16 protein-coding genes and 1 pseudogene are annotated in these 18,003 nt (G+C 42.9%); 8 read left to right on the top strand and 9 right to left on the bottom strand.

The window, feature by feature from the left end:
- Window positions 1-10: 10 nt before the first annotated feature.
- Entirely contained in the window at window positions 11-3,259 is a 3,249-nt protein-coding gene (gene drmD, locus NWP22_RS08975; protein ID WP_280801757.1) for a DISARM system SNF2-like helicase DrmD, read from the bottom strand.
- Window positions 3,260-3,501: 242 nt separating this feature from the next.
- On the opposite strand from drmD, the gene NWP22_RS08970 reads away from it, so the two are divergent.
- Window positions 3,502-3,693 (top strand): hypothetical protein, encoded by a 192-nt coding sequence (locus tag NWP22_RS08970; RefSeq protein WP_280801756.1) that lies wholly within the window; start codon window positions 3,502-3,504, stop codon window positions 3,691-3,693.
- A gap of 49 nt (window positions 3,694-3,742) precedes the next feature.
- Here the strand turns inward: NWP22_RS08970 and NWP22_RS08965 are convergent, their stop codons facing one another.
- Together NWP22_RS08965 and queG are read right to left on the bottom strand one after the other, a co-directional pair.
- Window positions 3,743-4,384: an HAD-IA family hydrolase gene (locus NWP22_RS08965; protein ID WP_280801755.1), complete on the bottom strand. Its 642-nt coding sequence runs from the start codon at window positions 4,382-4,384 to the stop codon at window positions 3,743-3,745.
- Window positions 4,359-5,334: pseudogene (gene queG / locus NWP22_RS08960) on the bottom strand (tRNA epoxyqueuosine(34) reductase QueG). The gene NWP22_RS08965 and the pseudogene queG overlap by 26 nt, the downstream one beginning before the upstream one ends.
- Window positions 5,335-5,480: 146 nt before the next feature.
- Here queG and NWP22_RS08955 point away from each other — a divergent pair.
- On the top strand, window positions 5,481-6,002 hold the full coding sequence (locus NWP22_RS08955) for an orange carotenoid protein N-terminal domain-containing protein (protein WP_271731791.1): 522 nt from the start codon (window positions 5,481-5,483) through the stop codon (window positions 6,000-6,002).
- Window positions 6,003-6,204: 202 nt separating this feature from the next.
- Here the strand turns inward: NWP22_RS08955 and NWP22_RS08950 are convergent, their stop codons facing one another.
- Both NWP22_RS08950 and NWP22_RS08945 read right to left on the bottom strand, forming a co-directional pair.
- On the bottom strand, window positions 6,205-6,645 hold the full coding sequence (locus NWP22_RS08950) for a hypothetical protein (protein WP_271731809.1): 441 nt from the start codon (window positions 6,643-6,645) through the stop codon (window positions 6,205-6,207).
- 255 nt (window positions 6,646-6,900) lie between these two features.
- Window positions 6,901-7,608 (bottom strand): response regulator, encoded by a 708-nt coding sequence (locus NWP22_RS08945; RefSeq protein WP_271731790.1) that lies wholly within the window; start codon window positions 7,606-7,608, stop codon window positions 6,901-6,903.
- Between the two features lie 185 nt (window positions 7,609-7,793).
- On the opposite strand from NWP22_RS08945, the gene NWP22_RS08940 reads away from it, so the two are divergent.
- The gene (locus tag NWP22_RS08940; protein WP_271731789.1) at window positions 7,794-8,546 is read left to right on the top strand and encodes a WecB/TagA/CpsF family glycosyltransferase; all 753 of its coding nucleotides are present in this window, start codon (window positions 7,794-7,796) and stop codon (window positions 8,544-8,546) included.
- A 2-nt stretch (window positions 8,547-8,548) separates the two neighbouring features.
- Here NWP22_RS08940 and NWP22_RS08935 read toward each other — a convergent pair whose 3' ends face one another.
- Window positions 8,549-9,328 carry an armadillo-type fold-containing protein gene (locus NWP22_RS08935; protein WP_280801754.1) on the bottom strand — a complete coding sequence of 260 codons (780 nt, stop codon included), beginning with the start codon at window positions 9,326-9,328 and terminating at the stop codon, window positions 8,549-8,551.
- A 192-nt stretch (window positions 9,329-9,520) separates the two neighbouring features.
- Between NWP22_RS08935 and NWP22_RS08930 the strand changes: the two genes are divergently transcribed.
- Window positions 9,521-10,414 (top strand): alpha/beta fold hydrolase, encoded by an 894-nt coding sequence (locus NWP22_RS08930; protein ID WP_271731787.1) that lies wholly within the window; start codon window positions 9,521-9,523, stop codon window positions 10,412-10,414.
- 138 nt (window positions 10,415-10,552) lie between these two features.
- Here NWP22_RS08930 and NWP22_RS08925 read toward each other — a convergent pair whose 3' ends face one another.
- Window positions 10,553-11,083 (bottom strand): DUF4330 domain-containing protein, encoded by a 531-nt coding sequence (locus tag NWP22_RS08925; RefSeq protein ID WP_271731785.1) that lies wholly within the window; start codon window positions 11,081-11,083, stop codon window positions 10,553-10,555.
- A gap of 142 nt (window positions 11,084-11,225) precedes the next feature.
- On the opposite strand from NWP22_RS08925, the gene NWP22_RS08920 reads away from it, so the two are divergent.
- Complete coding sequence (locus tag NWP22_RS08920; RefSeq protein WP_271731784.1) at window positions 11,226-12,077, top strand: M48 family metallopeptidase; 852 nt, start codon at window positions 11,226-11,228, stop codon at window positions 12,075-12,077.
- Between the two features lie 19 nt (window positions 12,078-12,096).
- Here the strand turns inward: NWP22_RS08920 and NWP22_RS08915 are convergent, their stop codons facing one another.
- Complete coding sequence (locus tag NWP22_RS08915) at window positions 12,097-12,855, bottom strand: metallophosphoesterase family protein (RefSeq protein WP_271731783.1); 759 nt, start codon at window positions 12,853-12,855, stop codon at window positions 12,097-12,099.
- Window positions 12,856-12,977: 122 nt separating this feature from the next.
- Here NWP22_RS08915 and coaE point away from each other — a divergent pair, with 122 nt between their 5' ends.
- On the top strand, window positions 12,978-13,580 hold the full coding sequence (gene coaE / locus NWP22_RS08910; RefSeq protein WP_271731782.1) for a dephospho-CoA kinase: 603 nt from the start codon (window positions 12,978-12,980) through the stop codon (window positions 13,578-13,580).
- Between the two features lie 95 nt (window positions 13,581-13,675).
- The gene (locus NWP22_RS08905) at window positions 13,676-14,188 is read left to right on the top strand and encodes a universal stress protein (protein ID WP_271731781.1); all 513 of its coding nucleotides are present in this window, start codon (window positions 13,676-13,678) and stop codon (window positions 14,186-14,188) included.
- A 186-nt stretch (window positions 14,189-14,374) separates the two neighbouring features.
- Here NWP22_RS08905 and NWP22_RS08900 read toward each other — a convergent pair whose 3' ends face one another.
- The gene (locus NWP22_RS08900) at window positions 14,375-15,538 is read right to left on the bottom strand and encodes an ABC transporter ATP-binding protein (protein WP_271731780.1); all 1,164 of its coding nucleotides are present in this window, start codon (window positions 15,536-15,538) and stop codon (window positions 14,375-14,377) included.
- A gap of 279 nt (window positions 15,539-15,817) precedes the next feature.
- On the opposite strand from NWP22_RS08900, the gene mrdA reads away from it, so the two are divergent.
- On the top strand, window positions 15,818-17,614 hold the full coding sequence (mrdA, locus tag NWP22_RS08895) for a penicillin-binding protein 2 (protein WP_271731778.1): 1,797 nt from the start codon (window positions 15,818-15,820) through the stop codon (window positions 17,612-17,614).
- The last annotated feature ends 389 nt before the right edge of the window (window positions 17,615-18,003 follow it).

The following is an 18,003-nucleotide window of genomic DNA, read 5'->3' as shown; positions in this document are numbered from 1 at the left end:
TTTACACCCCTCAACCGGAAACCGGCCATAAATAAATTAATCCCACCGGTTCAATGCGCATCGCTTTGACTTGGTAAGAAGCTTCAATACGTCCGGGTTCAGAATTAATTTCTTCAGCAAGTCCCTGGAGTCGTTTTTCCCAGTAGCGAAGGTCTGCTTCTAATTGCTGTTTTTCCTGCGCGGGAAATTCTGCATAGGGAATACTTAACTGAATAGCTTTTTTCTGTGTAATTTCTCCTTGATGTTCTTGAATGCGCTGCTGTTGTGCTTCTAAAATTTTCTTCATTTGCGCTGCTTCTGCTTGACCCCGTGCGGTTAACTTCTTCTGCGCTCTTTGGGCTAAATCTTCCCCCCGTCGTTCTAAATGGGGAATTAATGCGGCGATATCTTGGTCGGCATTTTTTTGTAATATCTGTTTAACTGTTTCTGGTACTTTTTGCAAGCGCGGCGCTACTAAGGAGGTTTCTAATAACTTCAATACGTCGTCTTTTTCCCCTTCTTTGAGGGGTTGTAATTTCTTCCTTCCCCTGGTTACCGGGTCAGACCATTCGGCCGCGACTGTAATTACTTCATCATGTAACCGTGATGCTCCCTCTCCATAAATTGATAAGCGTCCCAGAGCGATGATTTTAGTCATGGGGTCATCTGTGAGACACACACAAGCACGAGTTAATTCATCATGTAAAAATCCTTGGGATAAAAATCTACCTAACAATCGCTGAACTACCCGATGTTCTAGGTGGAGGTGTACAACTTCCCCATCTAAAGAACCAGGGTCGCGAAATACTACGGGACGGATGGGGGACTCCTTGCGCCATTCCCATGGTTTCTGTGCTTTTTGGCGTGGGGTTCTTAAAGTGTCTAAGGTATTAACCCATGTGGGGTCTGCGCTTTGGTCAAGTTCTGGGAGCTTCCAGCGTGCGGTTGCGGAGTCTTGAATTACTTCTGCTGGGTCTACAGCTGTGAGAGCTGTTGTACCTAGCATTTCTAATGAAGCAGAAATCGCCTGGCGGAAATGTTCGTCACTTAGTCCTAACCAATCCCGGGATTTTTTCAGCATCTCTTGTAGTTGGGATAATTGCTGGGTTAACTGTTCCCTGCGCTGTCGATTTGCTTCCAGTTCGGTGTTAGTTATTTGTGAGTTGGGTAAATCAGCTTTTTCTATAGCAGCAGTAATATTATTGAGTTGATGGTGGCGAATCCCAGTTTCTAGTAACTGGGATAGGTTTTTCTGTAGTACCGGTGAAAGGGTTCCTAGTTCTTGGTGAATGGTTTGGGTTTTTTTCACCAATACTTTTAATACTTGGTCCTCTGGGCGTTGAGCTAACACAAAGTAGTAACAGTTAACTACAGGCGCTCTCTGTAATTTTCTGTCAATCCGTCCGTTGCGCTGTTCCATTCTCGAAGGGTTCCAAGGTATATCAAAATGGAACAGATCCGCACAGTTGTTTTGCAGGTTTACCCCTTCCCGCGCTGCGTCGGTAGCAATGAGAATCCGCAGGGGATGATGGGCGGGGTCGGCGTTGAAGGCATTTTTGATTACATCCCGGCGATCTTCCCCAATAATCCCACCATGAAATACATCTAGCCGTTGTGTGTCTCTATGGGAGCCAGTAATGGCTGCTTCTAGTTGTTGTTTTAGGTAGTTTTTCGTGTCTATATATTCAGTAAATATAATGACTCTTCTATTTAGCCAAGGGGCGTTAGGTTGACCTAAGTTGGGGCACAGATGTTCTTTAATCCAAGCCTCTAATTTTTTTACCCGTGGGTCTGGTTCATATCTGGCTTGGTTGGCGATGTCGGTCATCTGCTCTAAAATTTCCCATTCCCGACTGCTTAACCCTATATTCACAGCGTTGGCGGTAGCTAATGTTACTTGGCTATCTTCCTCTGCTTGAATTTCTTCCTCTGGTAATTCCGCCCGTTCATCGTCTGCGCCGGGGGTTTCCCGCAGCAAGGGTAAGTTATCTATTTGACTTACATGGTGAGTAATTTTCTTTTCCATGGTTGGTGAGCGGAGTCGAACCACAGCCGCCCGATGGACTTTTAAAGTCCGTGCAAATGCTTCTATGGAAGATAGCAACCGCTTTTGTAGGGAAGTAATTACCAGCATGGCGGCATTTTGACTAGATTTAGATGCTGTTTTTAGTCTTTCTTCCCGCAGGTGGCGATATTCTTGCAGTAAGCGTGAGAGTTGCAATTCTGGGGCGTTTTCTGGGAGGTGATCAATAATAATAGGTATTACTCGCCGTTCGGGAAATTCTTCGCCAATTTCTCGCAGGTCTTGTTTTAATCTTCTGACCATGACTGTATCTAACAGTTGGCGATCGCGCACTGGTACGCCGCGACAAAATCTTTGAGGGTCAAGAATTTCTAACAATGCTGCAAAGCTGTTAGAATGTCCATTGTGAGGTGTAGCTGAGAGAAACAGTTTATGTTCAAATCTGGGGGCGATATCCCGGAGGGTTCTGGTTAGTTGGGAGTCTACAGCATATCTCGACCCACTCGCAGGGGCGGCGTTATGGGCTTCATCCAGAATCAACATTGACCCACCGCTGAAATCTCCTAACCAATCTCGCAAAGGTGCAGCATAGGTTTCATCTCGTAATAAAGCATGGGAAATAATAAAGCGGTTGTGAGTTGTCCAAGGGTTAATCCCATAGCCGCGTTCTTGACGACGACTAGCCATAAATTCCCGATCAAAAATTATCAAGGTTAACCCAAAGCGGCTTTCCATTTCTTGTTGCCATTGTCGCACCACTGAGGGCGGACAGGAAATCACCACCCGCCGGACTTTTTGCCGCATCAACATTTCCCGCAGAATTAACCCGGCTTCTATGGTTTTACCTAAACCCACATCATCCGCAATAAATAAACCCACTCTCGGCATTAATAAGGCTTTGCGCAGGGGTTCGAGTTGGTACGCTTTGACTTCAATACCCGCTCTATATGGTGCTTGAAAGAGTTTCGGATCTGTGGAGGTGACGCAATTCCAGCGCAGAGTATGGAGATAGGCAGAAAATAGCCCGGGACTATCAAAGCCCCGATGGGCTATAATTTCCCATGAGGTTTTACCTATGAGTTTGGCATCAATTTCTTTCTCCCACAGTACCTCTAGTTTTTCCCCTAGTGCATCATCTTCTAAACATGACAGGGAAACTAAAGTATTTTCTGCTGGGGTGGATGGAAATACCACATCCTCAATTAGGTATTGGCGCGATCGCACCCGGACAATTTCCCCCGCTGCAAGTTCAGTCACTGGCTTTCGGTAACCTCTATGTGCTGTTATACAAGAACAGCGAGAAAGTTCTCGCTATAACCAACAGAAGAATATTATACATCTTTTGGTAAATCTTATTTCTCTGTGGCTAAGTATTTTGTACGGACACTCAAGGGGATGGGGATGTAATCTTGGATGGTCAATGCGATCGCGCCATAGATTCACAATCAGGTCAACTACATCAAGGAATAGTTGAGGATTAGGTTAACCAGTGTGGGGGAATGAACCCACCATCGGTTCAACCAGTCCGGGGAATAAATTCCCCGTCTGAAAGCAAAAATCCTCTCAAGAGGATTGATGAAAATATTCAGGCAATTTCTAATCGGTTTGAACCGATTTCCGCTATTAGCCCGGAAATTGATTTCCGGGTGGGTGGGGATACACAGGCAGTGTTCAACCAATCCGGGGAATGAATTCCCCGTCTGAAAGCAAAAATCCTCTCAAGAGGATTGGTGAAAATATTCAACAGTCTACAACTCCGATAACTTCCGGTAGTTCCTGGGGATGGTTAATTAAAATATATGGTTCTTGTTTAGCTAAAGCTTCTGGAGAATTAAAACCCCAAGTCACCGCAATAACTTTAATATTGGCTTTTTTTGAAGCTTCTATATCCCTGGTTTCGTCCCCCACATAAATTACCGTTGTAGGGTTGAGTTTTTTCTGTTTTAATACATTATTAATTATAGTTGTCTTGCCAAAGATTGTCACCCCTGAATAAATAAACTCAAACAAGTGATTTAATTGGTTGTTGCTCAGAAATGCTGTGACGTTTTCTGGGGAATTAGATGTAATGATTCCCAGTCTATAACCTTGACTATGCAGTGCTAATAGAACTTCAGAAATACCCGGTATAGGTTTTAATTCGGGGATTTTTGCTTTTAATTCCCCCTTAACTTTTTTGAGAAGGAAGGGAATTTTCAACATAGAGACCCCAGAGTATTTAATAATTTCCCTAGAGGTAAAATTTCTCAGCCGGGCTAAATCCTCTGGAGTAATTTGGATATAACCAAACTCTCCAGCTAAACGATTGGCGATACTCACCAGAGCATCTACTGTATCCGCAATCGTACCATCAAAATCAAAAATAATTACTTTGTGGGTCATTCTTTAGGTGGGGATGCATCAAGATTAGCACGAGCATTTCTCCTGAACATTTCTGGCTTAATTCGCCGCAAGGCTGAAGCAGGAAAGCGTTTTTCCCACTCTTGGTGGGATATATTGGCTAATTCTACCAGAAGGGGGGCAACATTCCCAGAATAAGGCTGAAAATCAGCTACATCCGTCGTTTGCGCAAACCGCTGATTCCACGGACACACATCTTGGCAAATATCGCAACCCGCAACCCAGCCCTGTAAATTGGCTGATATGGTTTCTGGTAAGGTTTCGGAGCGATTTTCAATGGTATGATAGGCTATGCACCGATTGGCATCCACCACAAAGGGTTGGGTAATTGCACCTGTGGGACAGGCTTCTAAGCAACGAGTACAGCTACCACAGTGTTCTGTGTGTGGGCGATCGCTCTCTAGTTCTAGATTGGTCAATATCTCCCCTAAAAATACCCAAGATCCATATTCCCTAGTGATGACATTACCATTTTTACCAATCCAACCGATCCCCGCTCGTTGCGCCCAGAGTTTATCTTGTACAGGTCCTGTATCTGCATAATATCTGGCTTGAATAGTTGTGTCTAGTGATTGCAACCAAGTAGTCAAAGCTTTGAGCTTTTTATGCATCACCCGGTGATAGTCTCTACCCCAGCCATAACGAGATATTTTAGCATATTCTTCACCTCCAGGACGTTGATCTGGTGTGTAGTAGTTGAGAGCGACACATACAAGCGATCGCACTTCTGGCATAACTAAGGTAATATCTTGACGCTTGGGGTTATTCATCCATTCCATATCGGCGTGATAACCCAGATTTACCCATGTTTGTAACCTCTGGACGTTTGTATCATCTACCCCATTGACAGCAGTAATCCCCACCTTGTGAAATCCCAACTCTCTGGCTTTAGCTTTCACTACACTGCTGCTAGTTACAGAATATTGATCCATTTTCCTTTGTTCAACATTTCTTAATATACCTATATGTAAAAATTATTTGATTTTTGTTAAGAAATCGTGCAAGATGTCAATTAAGGTGTATTTTAAGCCTCCAGCTTGCCACCTGTGTACTTCCATTAACCAACTGTGGTAATATCATGACATTCACTTCTGATTCAGCTTCAACCAGTTTATCTAATGCTTTAAATCAGAGTAATCAGTCCGCTGATGCTGTTAACTCCACCACGGCTGTATTCCAAAGTCTGACCGCAGATGACCAGCTAGCAGTGCTATGGTATGTTTATACAGAAATGGGACGTTCCATTACACCTGCAGCCACTGGTGTAGCCCGTTTACAGTTAGCTGAGGGTCTGCTAAGTCAAATCAAGCAGATGTCCTATGCAGAGCAGTTAGATGTCATGCGTGACTTAGTTGCTCATAAAAATACCCCCATTTGCCGCTCCTACGGTATCCTCAGCAATAATACAAAGTTGGCTTTTTGGTACGAATTATCAGAATTAATGGTAAAACACTTGGTTGTACCCATGCCAGTTGGTTATCAATTATCCCGTGATGGTTTACAGGTACTTGAAGCAATCAAGGTATTAGATTTTGGTCAGCAAATATCTGTTTTGCGCAAGGTAGTAGCTGAGATGGGCGTTGACCCCTTCGCAGAATAATTTTACCTGATAATATTTGCTGATTTAAGGTAGAATATGGCAGCAGGTGAATGTAAGGTCGCCCTTACCAGAAAATCGGAATTTCTTGATGGCATCACTGAACCCACTATACTGGGTTATTTTGCCACTCTCAACGCCGGGTAATTTGACACAACCGCAGACCTATTCGCCGATGATGGCGTGATGTATCCGTCCCCAGAGCCTATTTTTTCGTAGCGGCGGTTTGTGCCAAGGAGCGCAGTAACAATCTCCGACCCAAATCAATATCTGACGGCGCACATTGCCAATCTGGGTGTGCCGTCATCAATAAACTATCTAAAGTTTCGTGATCAAACAGATGCCAAATAGGAGCGCCATTAATTTCACCTTCCACAGCATAACAGTTAGGACTGACACAGTGAATTGTCGAAGCACTGGCAATTCTATTTACTGTCATCTGTTCCCCTGGCTGTAAACAGCGAAACTGATGGATAGTCGGCTTCAACTCACTTATTGAAGAAACTACCAACCCAGGTATAGCTATTGTTACATTCTTGTCCCCATTCACTGACAGCCAATAATGACGACTAGGGTCTATACCTTGTAGCCAAGGCGATTCATCATCAAGGCGATACCGTGGGGACAAACAAAATAAAGCTGCCATAGATTTCGTCATAACTTGGTTTACTAGTGGTGATTTTCTACCGGCTTGACAATCCTGGGGGTTGTAGGGCTATGCCATAAGGTTTAGGCTTGCTACTGTATTCAGTATTTAGGAATTGGTAGTAATAAATCAAATAAAATTAGCAAAAATTATTAACTAACTTAATATTTATTTATATATAGTGCATGATGACGGACGGGAAATAGTCACAAAACCCACCCGATTACCTAGCTTCTTCTTCATGAGCAGAAACTGTTAACCCAGCAATCCATGGCGCAAAGCACTTACTGCGGCTTGGGTGCGGTCATCAGCACCTAGCTTACTCAAAATACTTCTGATATGACTTTTCACCGTCCCAATGCTAATATAGAGTCGTTGTGCAATGATAGGATTAGTACAACCCTCAACCATTAAGCGTAATACTTGTACTTCCCTGGTTGACAGGTTATAAGCTGGGGTATTGTTCTTCTGAACCTGAGAATCTGCAGGAGAAAAAATATTCTGCGCATCTGTGAGTAATTGGGTATTTGCTTGTGCTGCTCGTAAGACAATCCTGGCGATCGCCGGATCAATCCAACAATTGCCCTGATAAGTGTTCCGTAGCGCTACCAGTAAAGTATCAAAAGTAATATTCTTCATACAGTAAGAGTCAGCACCCGCAGCAAAAGCAGCCAGTACAGATTCTTGATGCTCATGAAGGGTGAGAATTAACACTTTTGTAGGTGAATATTTTGCAGGAGAGAGCGCTTTCAACTCTCGTGTCAGTTGAATACCATCCTTGTCTGGTAAACCAATATCGATAATTGCAATATCTGGTTGTACCTTTTTTAACATTTCCAGACCTGTCACCGCATTTGCAGCTTCTCCTACAACTTCAATTTCCGCCCTTTGTTCTAAAAGTCTCCTAATCCCCAGACGAGTCAGTTGATGATCTTCAATGATAGCAATCCGAATTTTATTCATAGTCTTAGGCAGCATAATATATTAATTTAACTTGAAAATAGATAGTAATGTGAAACTCTTTTGAGTAAATAATTTTGATATTCTTATGGTGTTCAGAAGATAATTATTTTTTTTGCTCAATGAAAAAAAATTTGATAGACTAACGGTCGAAATCATCCCCTGTAATTCCTATTGAAAATTAGGCTATGTTGAAACCGCCTCAAGAGTTTTCGGTACTGGGAATACCAGTTCATATTGTGAGCAATTATCCGGGCTGGCTGCTGGAATCCATACGACAAAGTAGAGGTGCTCATGTGGTGACCCTGAATGCAGAAATGACTATGCAGGCACGAAAGAATCAGACCCTGGCCCAAGCGATTAAAAATGCCGACCTAGTAATTCCAGATGGTGCGGGGGTAGTGCTGTATTTGCGGTGGCTTTTGTGGCAAAAAGTGCAACGTTTTCCGGGGATTGAACTAGCAGAAAACCTGCTGCAAGAACTGGGACAACAGCAACCAGATACAAAAATTTTTTTCTATGGTGGCGCTCCCCAAGTAGTTGTCAAAGCCAAGGAATTTTGGCAGCTAAAAATCCCCAGCTTAAACGTAGTAGGTACTCATTCTGGCTACCATACCTTAGAAGAAGAACAGCAATTAAAACAAACCCTCAGACAATTGCAGCCACAAGTAATTTTTGTAGGTTTGGGAGTCCCACGTCAAGAGTTATGGATTGCCCAAAATCGTGATTTGTGTCCCCAAGCAATTTGGATTGGTGTTGGTGGTAGCTTCGATATTTGGTCGGGGGGTAAAACTCGCGCTCCTGCTTGGTTGGCAAATAATAACTTAGAATGGCTATATCGCCTATATCAAGAACCTTGGCGTTGGCGGCGGATGTTGGCTTTGCCGGAATTTGCCGTGAAAGCTTTGATTTATCGAGTAACTGCAAGGGGTGGAATATAGGATTAAGCTAATTTTCCAGAGGAAGAAACGGTAACCTGAGACTTGCTAGATAGAGGGCGCAAAGGTTTCACTGGACTGGATGCTAGAGCTTGTAAACCATCTAAAGCCTGTAAACTATCTAAAACCGCATCTTTGATCACTGTTTCTTGCTCCTGACTGAGTAATAGCTGTAAGCACTGAATGACTTCTTGCTGTACCTTGCGATCAATTCCGTGATGAGCGATAATTTTAGTTATTTGCCGTATGGTAATTAAACGCTGCAATGGGTCTTCTACTGTTAAATTAACTAACAACTGATCAAGGTTGTTTTGCTGTTGTGTTCCATGGAAACTGAGGATTTGCCACATCAGTAAAACTAAAGTTAATAAGGTTGCTAAACCTTGGACAATGGCACCGGTCGCAATCCAAGAACTTTTAGAGTCAACCCAGATAGCAGCGGCCATGTATGTGCTAAAAGTGGCAATACCTCCACTACCTACCGCTAAGGCAAAACGAGAATTGGGACTATTTAATGACCGCCACAGCTGGGATAAGTGTAATTGCCAGTCCCATTTCTGCATTGAGTAAACTAATAACATTACCCCAACCCCAACTACAAGGGCTAAGAGCAGTTTCCAGTTCCACAACAGCATGGCCAGAACAATTGTCAGAAAGCCCAGAATACCCCCCGGACCGGAAAATACCTGGAAACTTAGTTGCTTGTAGCTGCTTGTTTTCAACTCTCCAGGTAAGCATTGCAGTATCTGTGTAATTACTTTAATAAAAAATGAAGCCTTTGCCATAGTCTTGATCTAGTGTATAAAAAATTGTCTAATATTAAGACGGCTATCAAAAAAATAGCACAGGACGCATAAAAATCATTTATGACGGTGGCCAGAGGTTTAAATTTACTGGCTGAGTGATCATTAAAATTGTAGTCTGTCTCGGTTCAATAGGCCAGCGATCCGATTATTACATAACTCTAATCAATACTTATGTTTCAACCACAGGGATTTGAGCAACGCTCCATAATGACCTCACTGGGTAAGATGGTTTATTATACTGCCACTAGCTCACCTTGGCAGAATGGAACTGCAACAGATGAGCAGGAAACTTTAGTTTTCTTACATGGCTTTGGTGGTGGTTCTTCTGCTTATGAGTGGTCAAAGGTTTATCCGGCTTTTGCGGCTGAGTATCGCATTCTAGCACCGGATTTAATCGGTTGGGGTAGGTCTGAGCATCCAGCCCGAAACTATATGATTGATGATTATCTGACGACGATTCGGGAGTTTTTACAGCAAACTTGTACAGGACCTGTGAGGGTGATCGCTTCTTCCCTGACTGCGGCTTTCACAATTCGAGTGGCGATCGCCCATCCCGATTTATTTCGGTCTTTAATTCTAGTGACACCGGCGGGACTCTCAGATTTTGGTCAAGACTACTCTCGCAGTATTTTTGCCCAGGTAGTTAGTGTTCCCATGATTGATCGCTTACTTTATAGCACTGGAATTGCTACAAGTGCGGGTATTCGCAACTTTTTAGAACAAAGGCAATTTGCCCAGTCTCATCGCATTTACGAGGAAATTGTCGAGGCTTATCTGGAATCTGCCCAACAACCAAATGCTGAATATGCAGCCTTGTCTTTTGTCCGTGGTGACTTATGTTTTGATTTGTCCCTTTATATTCAACAGTTGACGACTCCTACTGGGATTATTTGGGGGCAAAAATCCCAATTCACCGGACCTGAAATTGGTCGTCGTCTGGCGCATAAGAATCCCCAAGCTATCAGAGTATTTCAGCCCTTAGAAAATGTGGGATTAACGCCCCAGTTAGAAGTACCCGCGGTGACTATTGGATTAATTCGGCGGTTTTTCACTTTGTTGAATTAGTTCCTACAGCACCTAGCACCGAATCTGAAGTACAGATTGAATGATACAACTTTTGTGGGGTGGGCATCTTGTCCGCTTTTGTACCTACTCAGATGAAATGTGCTGTATTATCTCCCGCTAAAGCGGGAGATGTTCCCATTAATCTTTGACTCTGACATCGATCACTGTAGAATTAAAGTTATAGTTAAAACCTTCTAATTCAAAGGTTGTACCTATTTTAACTTTGCTATTACCTAATACTGGCCCAGTATCAGTAATTTGGGCTTTACCTTCTAGGGTTAAAAGCATATCTGTACTAAAGTTATTAGTTCTAGGATCTGGTAATTCTTTCACAGATCCATCTGGTTGGGAAACTGTCACGGTTCGCGGTAGTAGTTGCACGGATTTGATGCTAATCTGACCGTAGGGTTGATTCCGAATAATAACGTTAGTTTTACCCCCTTTGGTGAATCCGGCCTCAAATAAACGTTGAGGGTCGCGTACATTTAAACCGCGAACGGCTAAGTCAACTTCAATGGGTACGGTTTTGGTACCGATTTGGGCAACAGAACCCGTGGTTCCAGGAAAAATAAATATACCAACTATGACTAGTATTATTACTAGTGCAGCCCCTAAATCAAGTAAGTTGATTTTACCAAACAATCTTCCTTTGGAATCTAAAATAGTCATCAGAACTTTTCCTATGAGATCATTTATGAGGAGAATACTGAGAATTATACTAGCTACTAACCCTAGCTTTGTTTATAGGCTCAGGTGCAACTTATAGAGGGATAAGTTCGTCCTGTTATTTATTGCATTACAGTTAATGATCATGAATTGTCAAGCTTTTTTTGCTCACCATGGGTGGCTGCGTCGCTGGTTTTATCCCTTGATTGCCGTGGTTGTTGCCCTGAGTGTGTGCCTAAGTACACCCCTGCCGGGAAGGGCGTTTGATATCCGCTCTCTTCTGTTCCGGGGAATACAGGTAATTCAGATATCTAATATGTCTGATGCTCAGGAAGTGGATCTGGGTCGGCAGATGAATCAGCAGTTACGCAGTAGTAATATTCGCTTTAGCCGCAATTCTCAAATTAATCAATATGTGGAACAAATTGGCCGGCGTTTGGTAGCTAATAGCGATCGCCCTCAGCTTCCCTTCACCTTTCAAGTAGTTGAGGATAACACCATCAATGCCTTTGCTACTTTGGGTGGGTTTGTATATATCCATACAGGTTTAATCAAAGCCGCAGATAATGAAGGGCAATTAGCCAGTGTAATTGCTCATGAAATTGGTCACATTGGCGGTAGGCACTTAGTCAAACAGATGCGCCAAAGCACCATCGCTAGTGGTCTAGTTTCAGCCGCAGGTTTAGATCGTAATACCGCAGTGGGAATTGGTATAGAACTGGCACTCAAGCGTCCCCGCAGTCGTCAAGATGAATTTGATGCCGATAACCGAGGTTTACAAGCTCTGACAGCGGCTGGTTATGCCCCCTCGGCGATGGTTTCCTTTATGGAAAAGCTGATGCAAAGTGGCGGGTCTGTACCGACATTTTTAAGTACTCATCCCGGTACAGGCGATCGCATTAATGCCCTCCAAAGTTCTATTAATGCCCAACCTAGCAATCAGGGTGACGGATTAAATCATGCTGCTTATCGCGCCCAAATCCGCAGCATACTTTAGTAAAAATGTCAATGATCAACTAGGCTCGCTGCTTATGGCGGCGAGTGGCTATTTTAGCAGGTTCAACCATGACCACCCCTTCTGCTAAGGGTAGGCTGCGCAGAGAATTATTAAAAATGTTGACTTGATAAATTATGTTATTTGTAGTGTCTAATCCAGTCAACCAGCCACTCCGGGGATGATAAGCACCAGTATCTATATTGAGCCATCCCTGACCTTGTGCCAGTTGACCAGGGGCAACTCCTGGTAAAGTGAAGGTGATGGTATGACCGATGATAATCAGTTTATCAGTAAAGTAGGGCTGTTCAATGCTGTGAAATTGGTCGCGTATCCAGCAAAACTGCTCGGCTGTTTGTGCGGCTAAAGGTAGCTCCGGGTCAACCCCAGCATGAGTGAGCCAAATGTCCCCCAAATCCAGGTACAGGGGTAAAGATTCCAACCATTCCAAATGTTGTTTAGGAATACTACCTTTTTCGTAACTGGCTATAGTTGCTTGACCCCCACCATACAGCCATGCTTGCATTGCTGATGTAGAAATGTGATCACCGGTGACAATCTTGAAAAACATCTGTTCATGATTTCCCAGTAGACAACCATAATTATTTTCCTTGACAAAATTAACCACATGTGAGCTTTTCGGACCGCGGTCAACTAAGTCTCCTAGAAAATAAACTTGATCTTCTGATGTGGGGGCGATGAACTCCATTAATTTCATCAACCCATCGTAGTGTCCATGCACATCCCCAATAACAATTCGACGTTGGCTAGTTTCGATCATCGGCTCTGAATCTCTCAAGAGTTTGACTGAGTTGTCTGGTTTCCGCAAAGACTAATAAATAACATTTAATCAAGTATAGTTTAATCTTAGTTGAATTGCCGGCTTTGAAGTTAAAATGACTTATGGATAAACGCATCATTGGCTTGACTGGGGGTATTGCTACAGGCAAAACCATTGTTGCCAATTATTTGGCTACGGCTAAAAATATACCTATTTTTGATGCAGATATTTATGCTAGGGATGCTGTAGCTATAGGTTCGGACATTCTCCGGGCGATCGCAGGACGTTATGGCCAAGAAATTTTACTCCCAGATGGTAGCCTGAATCGAGAACAACTGGGTGCAATTATCTTTACCCAGTCAGATGAACGCCAGTGGGTAGAAAGTTTGATACATCCTTATGTGGTCCATCGCTTTCAGGAAGCCATGGCCAAATCAGCATCACCAACATTGGTGTTAGTTATCCCTTTGTTATTTGAAGCTCAGATGACTGATTTAGTCACAGAAATCTGGGTTGTGCGGTGTTCGGAATCACAGCAACTGCAAAGACTAATGCAGAGAAATAATTTAACTCCACAACAAGCCCAAACCCGCATTAATAGCCAGTTATCTCTAGAAGAAAAAGCAGCGCGTGCAAATGTGGTGTTAGATAACTCTTCCACCCCAGCATCTGTGTGCAAACAGGTGGATATTGCTTTGGCTATGACTACCACAAATAAGCTATAATGTGGGGCTGGAAAAATGACAATAATTTTAAACTTTTGTACTGGATATAAGAAACTACAATTAGGATAAGTTAATTATAGTCAGGAATGTGAAGTATGTATCAGAAAATCTTGGTAGCTGTGGATCAATCAGAAACGAGTCAATATGTCTTTGAACAAGGTGTATTTTTAGCAAAAGCGTCTGATGCGGAACTGATGTTGCTACACGTACTATCCCCATTAGAAGACCCCTATCTCAGCCCTGTATTTACACAACCAGATACCATATATCCATCTGTGCAAACCGCACCTATTGAAAGTTATATGCGAGAGTGGGAAGAACTAAAAAAACAGAGACTAGACTGGTTGCGATCGCTGAGTGATACAGCAACTAATGCCGGTGTAAAAGCAGGGTTTACCCAAAATCTCGGTGATGCTGGGAGGATAATTTGTGAAGTGGCTCGTAATTTGCCTGCTGACTTAATCATAGTTGGTCGTCGCGGTCGTACTGGCATCAGTGAGTTCTTGCTAGGGAGTGTCAGTAATTATGCACTACATCATGCTCCTTGCTCAATGTTGATTGTACAGGGACGTATTCCTAGTAACACAAAAATGCCAGAGACGGTATAGATACTGGCAAAAAGTTTCATGTCTTTTGCGTCTTAGCGTCAGACTGAAAAATGTGGTTGATTTACCTGACAATAGCTGTAAGTAAAGTCATTAGGGCTGCTGAGTTTGAATATAAAAGCCAAAATTACCAACCATGATCCATAACTCAGCAACCGCCAAAATTCCAGATTTCTTACGGACCGTTAGCTAAGACTTCTTCAAACCTCCACGGACATCAGTACAATTCCTGAAAGCTATACAGTCACTTTTCATCCACCAAGCATAAATAGGTATGTCACGCTCTGGTAAACTGCCAAAAGTATTTGGCTGGGAAATATTGATACTGATACCATTTAGCAAATCCACAACATAACCAAGGTGGGTTCCTAAATACATAACCTGATTCAGCCGTCCTGGAAAACAGTTAGTTAATATACTCGGCCGATAAAGGGAAAGTTGGATTTTTTCGGGACGGACGCTCACCACTACGGTTTGTGATAATTCAGTTGGTGTTTTTTCTGTGCGGTCAACCGTAATTTTCAGTCCCGTTGTGGTCTCAACTTGTATTGATGAGGAATCTACATAAATGATTTTACCAGTAAATAAATTATTATCCCCAATAAAATCAGCAACAAAGGGGGTTTGGGGATGTTCGTAAATTTCTTGTGGAGTACCAACTTGCTCAATTTTACCTTGATTCATGACGGCGATGCGATCGCTCAAAGACATAGCCTGTTGCCGATCTTGTGTCACCATGATCATGGTTAGTCCTAAATGTTTATGTAAATTCCACAGTTCCAACTGCATTTCCTGACGTAGCTTCAAGTCTAAAGCTCTCAAAGGTTCATCTAGCAGTAAAACAGTGGGGCGATTGACTATAGCTCTGGCTAAAGCTACCCGTTGCTGTTGAGCAGTAGAGAGTTGACCGGGAAAGCGCGATCGCAAATCTGCGATTTTGACCAGCATTAAAGCCTCTTGAACCCTGGTGGCGATTTCTGATTTGGGGATTTTTTTGTGAACACGCAATCCAAAAGCGACATTATCCCATACATTCATATGGTGAAACAAAGCATAGCTTTGAAAAACAGTATTTACGGGTCGGCGAGCAGCAGGGACATTAGTCATCTGGTGTCCCTGAATGAACACCTTACCAGCATCAGTCATCTCCAACCCAGCTATCAAGCGTAGTATAGTTGTCTTACCACAACCAGAAGCACCGATAATAGTTAAGAATTCTCCCCGTTTAATATCCAAATCGACCCCATTAACTGCTGGTTCCTGGTTAAAAAACTTGAACACATAACGCAGTTCAACGTCCAACGGCTGAGATTTTGTAATTTGATCATGATTGTGGGTGAGAGTTTGAGTCATAATCCCTGGTAGAATGCGCTGATTTGAGATTCCCGATGCCTTTAGGGCTGGGTTATCTGACAAGATGCTATGAAAAATAGCACTTATGTTATCTTTGCACTGATTGTTGTTACACCCAAGACAGAGACTTAAAAGCGGGTAGAAATAGAAAATGATAGTTTGACTCTCCGACTATTGTATAACCGTGGGGAGTGTCAAAGAACGGCATAGTTGAGGTGGTGTCTTGAGACTGGAGAGTGTTAATGTGTCAGTTAATGTAGACTATTGAAACTGGGTGTTATGACTTTATTGCAGCCATCCCGACTACCCCTAAAAAATAATACACGTACGGTTGGACGAGATTTTCAGCCCATATTTTTAATTGCATTCACCCTCTTAATGACAAGTATAATAGGTGTGCGGTTAGCACACTTGCAAATTGTTGAAGGAACAAACCATCGAACTAGAGCAGAAGCTAACCGGGTGCGGATCATTCCCAAACAACCAGTAAGGGGTAATATTTTTGACCGAAATGGCAAGGTTTTGGCTAGTACTCGTTATCCTCGTTCTGTATACTTGTGGCCAATGGCCCACAGAAAATCTGGTTGGTCTGTTGTGGGTTCACGTTTAGAGAAAATTCTGAATATCCCCCAGGAAGAAATAGAAAAAAAATTACAAGAGGCTGGACCCAACTCTTCTTCACTAATTCCCATTGCTCGTGACCTGAATGAAGCCCAACTAACTGCCCTCAAAGAGTATCACAGGGAACTCAAAGGCGTAGAAATACATACGGAAGCGGTTCGGTACTACCCCCATGGTCAGGAATTAGCCCATGTCCTGGGCTATACACGAGAATTAACTGCCGAACAGCTACAACGGAAGCGGGAGTTAGGCTATCGATTAGGAGATGTCATTGGTCAGATGGGGACTGAAAAGGTTTACGAAAATACTCTGCGGGGTGAATGGGGCGGTCAGCAAGTAGAAGTAGACCGGGCTGGTCGTCCGGTTCGAGTGTTGGGAGAAAAAGCAGCAAAGTCGGGTAGTGATTTAAATTTAACTATAGATTTAAATCTGCAAATAGCGGCAAACAAAGCTTTAGGCAAGTATAATGGTGCAGTTGTAGCACTTGATCCCAACAATGGCGAGGTGTTAGCCATGGTGTCTCGCCCCACCTTTGACCCCAATATCTTCTCTAAACAAAAACTTTCGCAAAAAGACTGGGAATCTGTCCAAGGTGCCAACCATCCTTTAGTGAATCGCGCTCTGAGTGCTTTTCCTCCCGCCAGTACCTTCAAAATTGTCACTACAGCCGCAGGATTGGAATCGGGGAAATTTTCTCCCAAAACCATACTCCAAACCTACGGTTCTTTAACTATTGGTGGGATCACATTTGGTGAATGGAACCACGCCGGATTCGGCCCTTTAGGTTTTGTGGGTGCAATGCAATGGAGTAGTGATACTTTCTTTTACCAAATTGCTCAAGCAGTGGGTGGACCCACTTTAATTGAATGGACTCGTAAATTTGGATTTGGTGAAAAAACTGGCTTTGATTTTGCTGCCGAAGAAACCAGGGGTTTAGTCCCAGATGACGACTGGAAACGCAAGCATCGAAATATGCCTTGGACTGTGGGGGATACGGTGAATATGTCAATCGGCCAAGGTGCTTTATTAAGTAGTCCTTTACAAGTTGCGGTCATGTTTGCAGTTCCGGCTAATGGTGGTTACCGAGTCCAGCCCCATTTACTCAAAGATAATCAACCAGCTGCAAACTGGCGAAAACTTATCAAAATGAAGCCGACAACCATTAAAATTCTCCATGATGGATTAAGGAAGGTGATTACTCACGGTACTGGTCAAGTTTTAAACAAGCCTACACTCCCTCCCGTCGCTGGTAAAACCGGTACAGCTGAAGCATGGCAAAATCGGGTGAAAAAAAATCACGCTTGGTTTGGTGCTTACGCTCCCGTAGATCAACCGGAAATCGTTATCGTTGCTTTTACTGAACATTCTGGCGGTGGTGGTGGTAGTCTTGCAGGTCCGATGGTTTTAGAAATTCTAGAAGACTACTTTAAACGCAAGTATCCTGATAAGTATTAAAACTGGGGGACTAAATAATCTTGGCTCGTAGTCAAGACTTGAGTCTTGACTACAATTTAATGAATTTATAGTCATTTATGTACATTTGTAGTATAATATAATTATGAATGTACGATCATTAAATGAATGAAACTATCTGATTATGCAAAAAAGGTAGGGATAAGTTATAGAACTGCGTGGCGTTGGTACAAATCCGGCGTAATCACAGGTTATGAATAACCTACAGGAACCATAATTATTAGTCTACGTGAAACTAACCAAAACCCTAACAAAGTTGTAGCTATCTACTGCCGTGTTTCTGATAATGGTTCAAAAGACAACTTAGAAAAACAAGCTGAAAGGTTAACCCAATATGCTTTAGTGCAAGGATTTATGGGTTAAGAACAGTA

It is taken from the genome of Anabaenopsis tanganyikae CS-531, from assembly GCF_029891675.1.
In the GTDB taxonomy this organism is placed as follows: Bacteria; Cyanobacteriota; Cyanobacteriia; order Cyanobacteriales; family Nostocaceae; genus Anabaenopsis; species Anabaenopsis arnoldii.
The sequence above is the reverse complement of the archived record's forward strand: the minus strand, read 5'-3'. Positions and strand labels throughout refer to the sequence as shown.

Coding starts and splice junctions, on each gene's coding strand:
- NWP22_RS08970 (WP_280801756.1), top strand. CDS start 3,502: ATGAACCCACCATCGGTTCAACCAGTCCGGGGAATAAATTCCCCGTCT.
- NWP22_RS08965 (WP_280801755.1), bottom strand. CDS start 4,384: ATGACCCACAAAGTAATTATTTTTGATTTTGATGGTACGATTGCGGAT.
- NWP22_RS08955 (WP_271731791.1), top strand. CDS start 5,481: ATGACATTCACTTCTGATTCAGCTTCAACCAGTTTATCTAATGCTTTA.
- NWP22_RS08950 (WP_271731809.1), bottom strand. CDS start 6,645: ATGGCAGCTTTATTTTGTTTGTCCCCACGGTATCGCCTTGATGATGAA.
- NWP22_RS08945 (WP_271731790.1), bottom strand. CDS start 7,608: ATGAATAAAATTCGGATTGCTATCATTGAAGATCATCAACTGACTCGT.
- NWP22_RS08940 (WP_271731789.1), top strand. CDS start 7,794: ATGTTGAAACCGCCTCAAGAGTTTTCGGTACTGGGAATACCAGTTCAT.
- NWP22_RS08935 (WP_280801754.1), bottom strand. CDS start 9,328: ATGGCAAAGGCTTCATTTTTTATTAAAGTAATTACACAGATACTGCAA.
- NWP22_RS08930 (WP_271731787.1), top strand. CDS start 9,521: ATGTTTCAACCACAGGGATTTGAGCAACGCTCCATAATGACCTCACTG.
- NWP22_RS08925 (WP_271731785.1), bottom strand. CDS start 11,083: ATGACTATTTTAGATTCCAAAGGAAGATTGTTTGGTAAAATCAACTTA.
- NWP22_RS08920 (WP_271731784.1), top strand. CDS start 11,226: ATGAATTGTCAAGCTTTTTTTGCTCACCATGGGTGGCTGCGTCGCTGG.
- NWP22_RS08915 (WP_271731783.1), bottom strand. CDS start 12,855: ATGATCGAAACTAGCCAACGTCGAATTGTTATTGGGGATGTGCATGGA.
- coaE (WP_271731782.1), top strand. CDS start 12,978: ATGGATAAACGCATCATTGGCTTGACTGGGGGTATTGCTACAGGCAAA.
- NWP22_RS08905 (WP_271731781.1), top strand. CDS start 13,676: ATGTATCAGAAAATCTTGGTAGCTGTGGATCAATCAGAAACGAGTCAA.
- NWP22_RS08900 (WP_271731780.1), bottom strand. CDS start 15,538: ATGACTCAAACTCTCACCCACAATCATGATCAAATTACAAAATCTCAG.
- mrdA (WP_271731778.1), top strand. CDS start 15,818: ATGACTTTATTGCAGCCATCCCGACTACCCCTAAAAAATAATACACGT.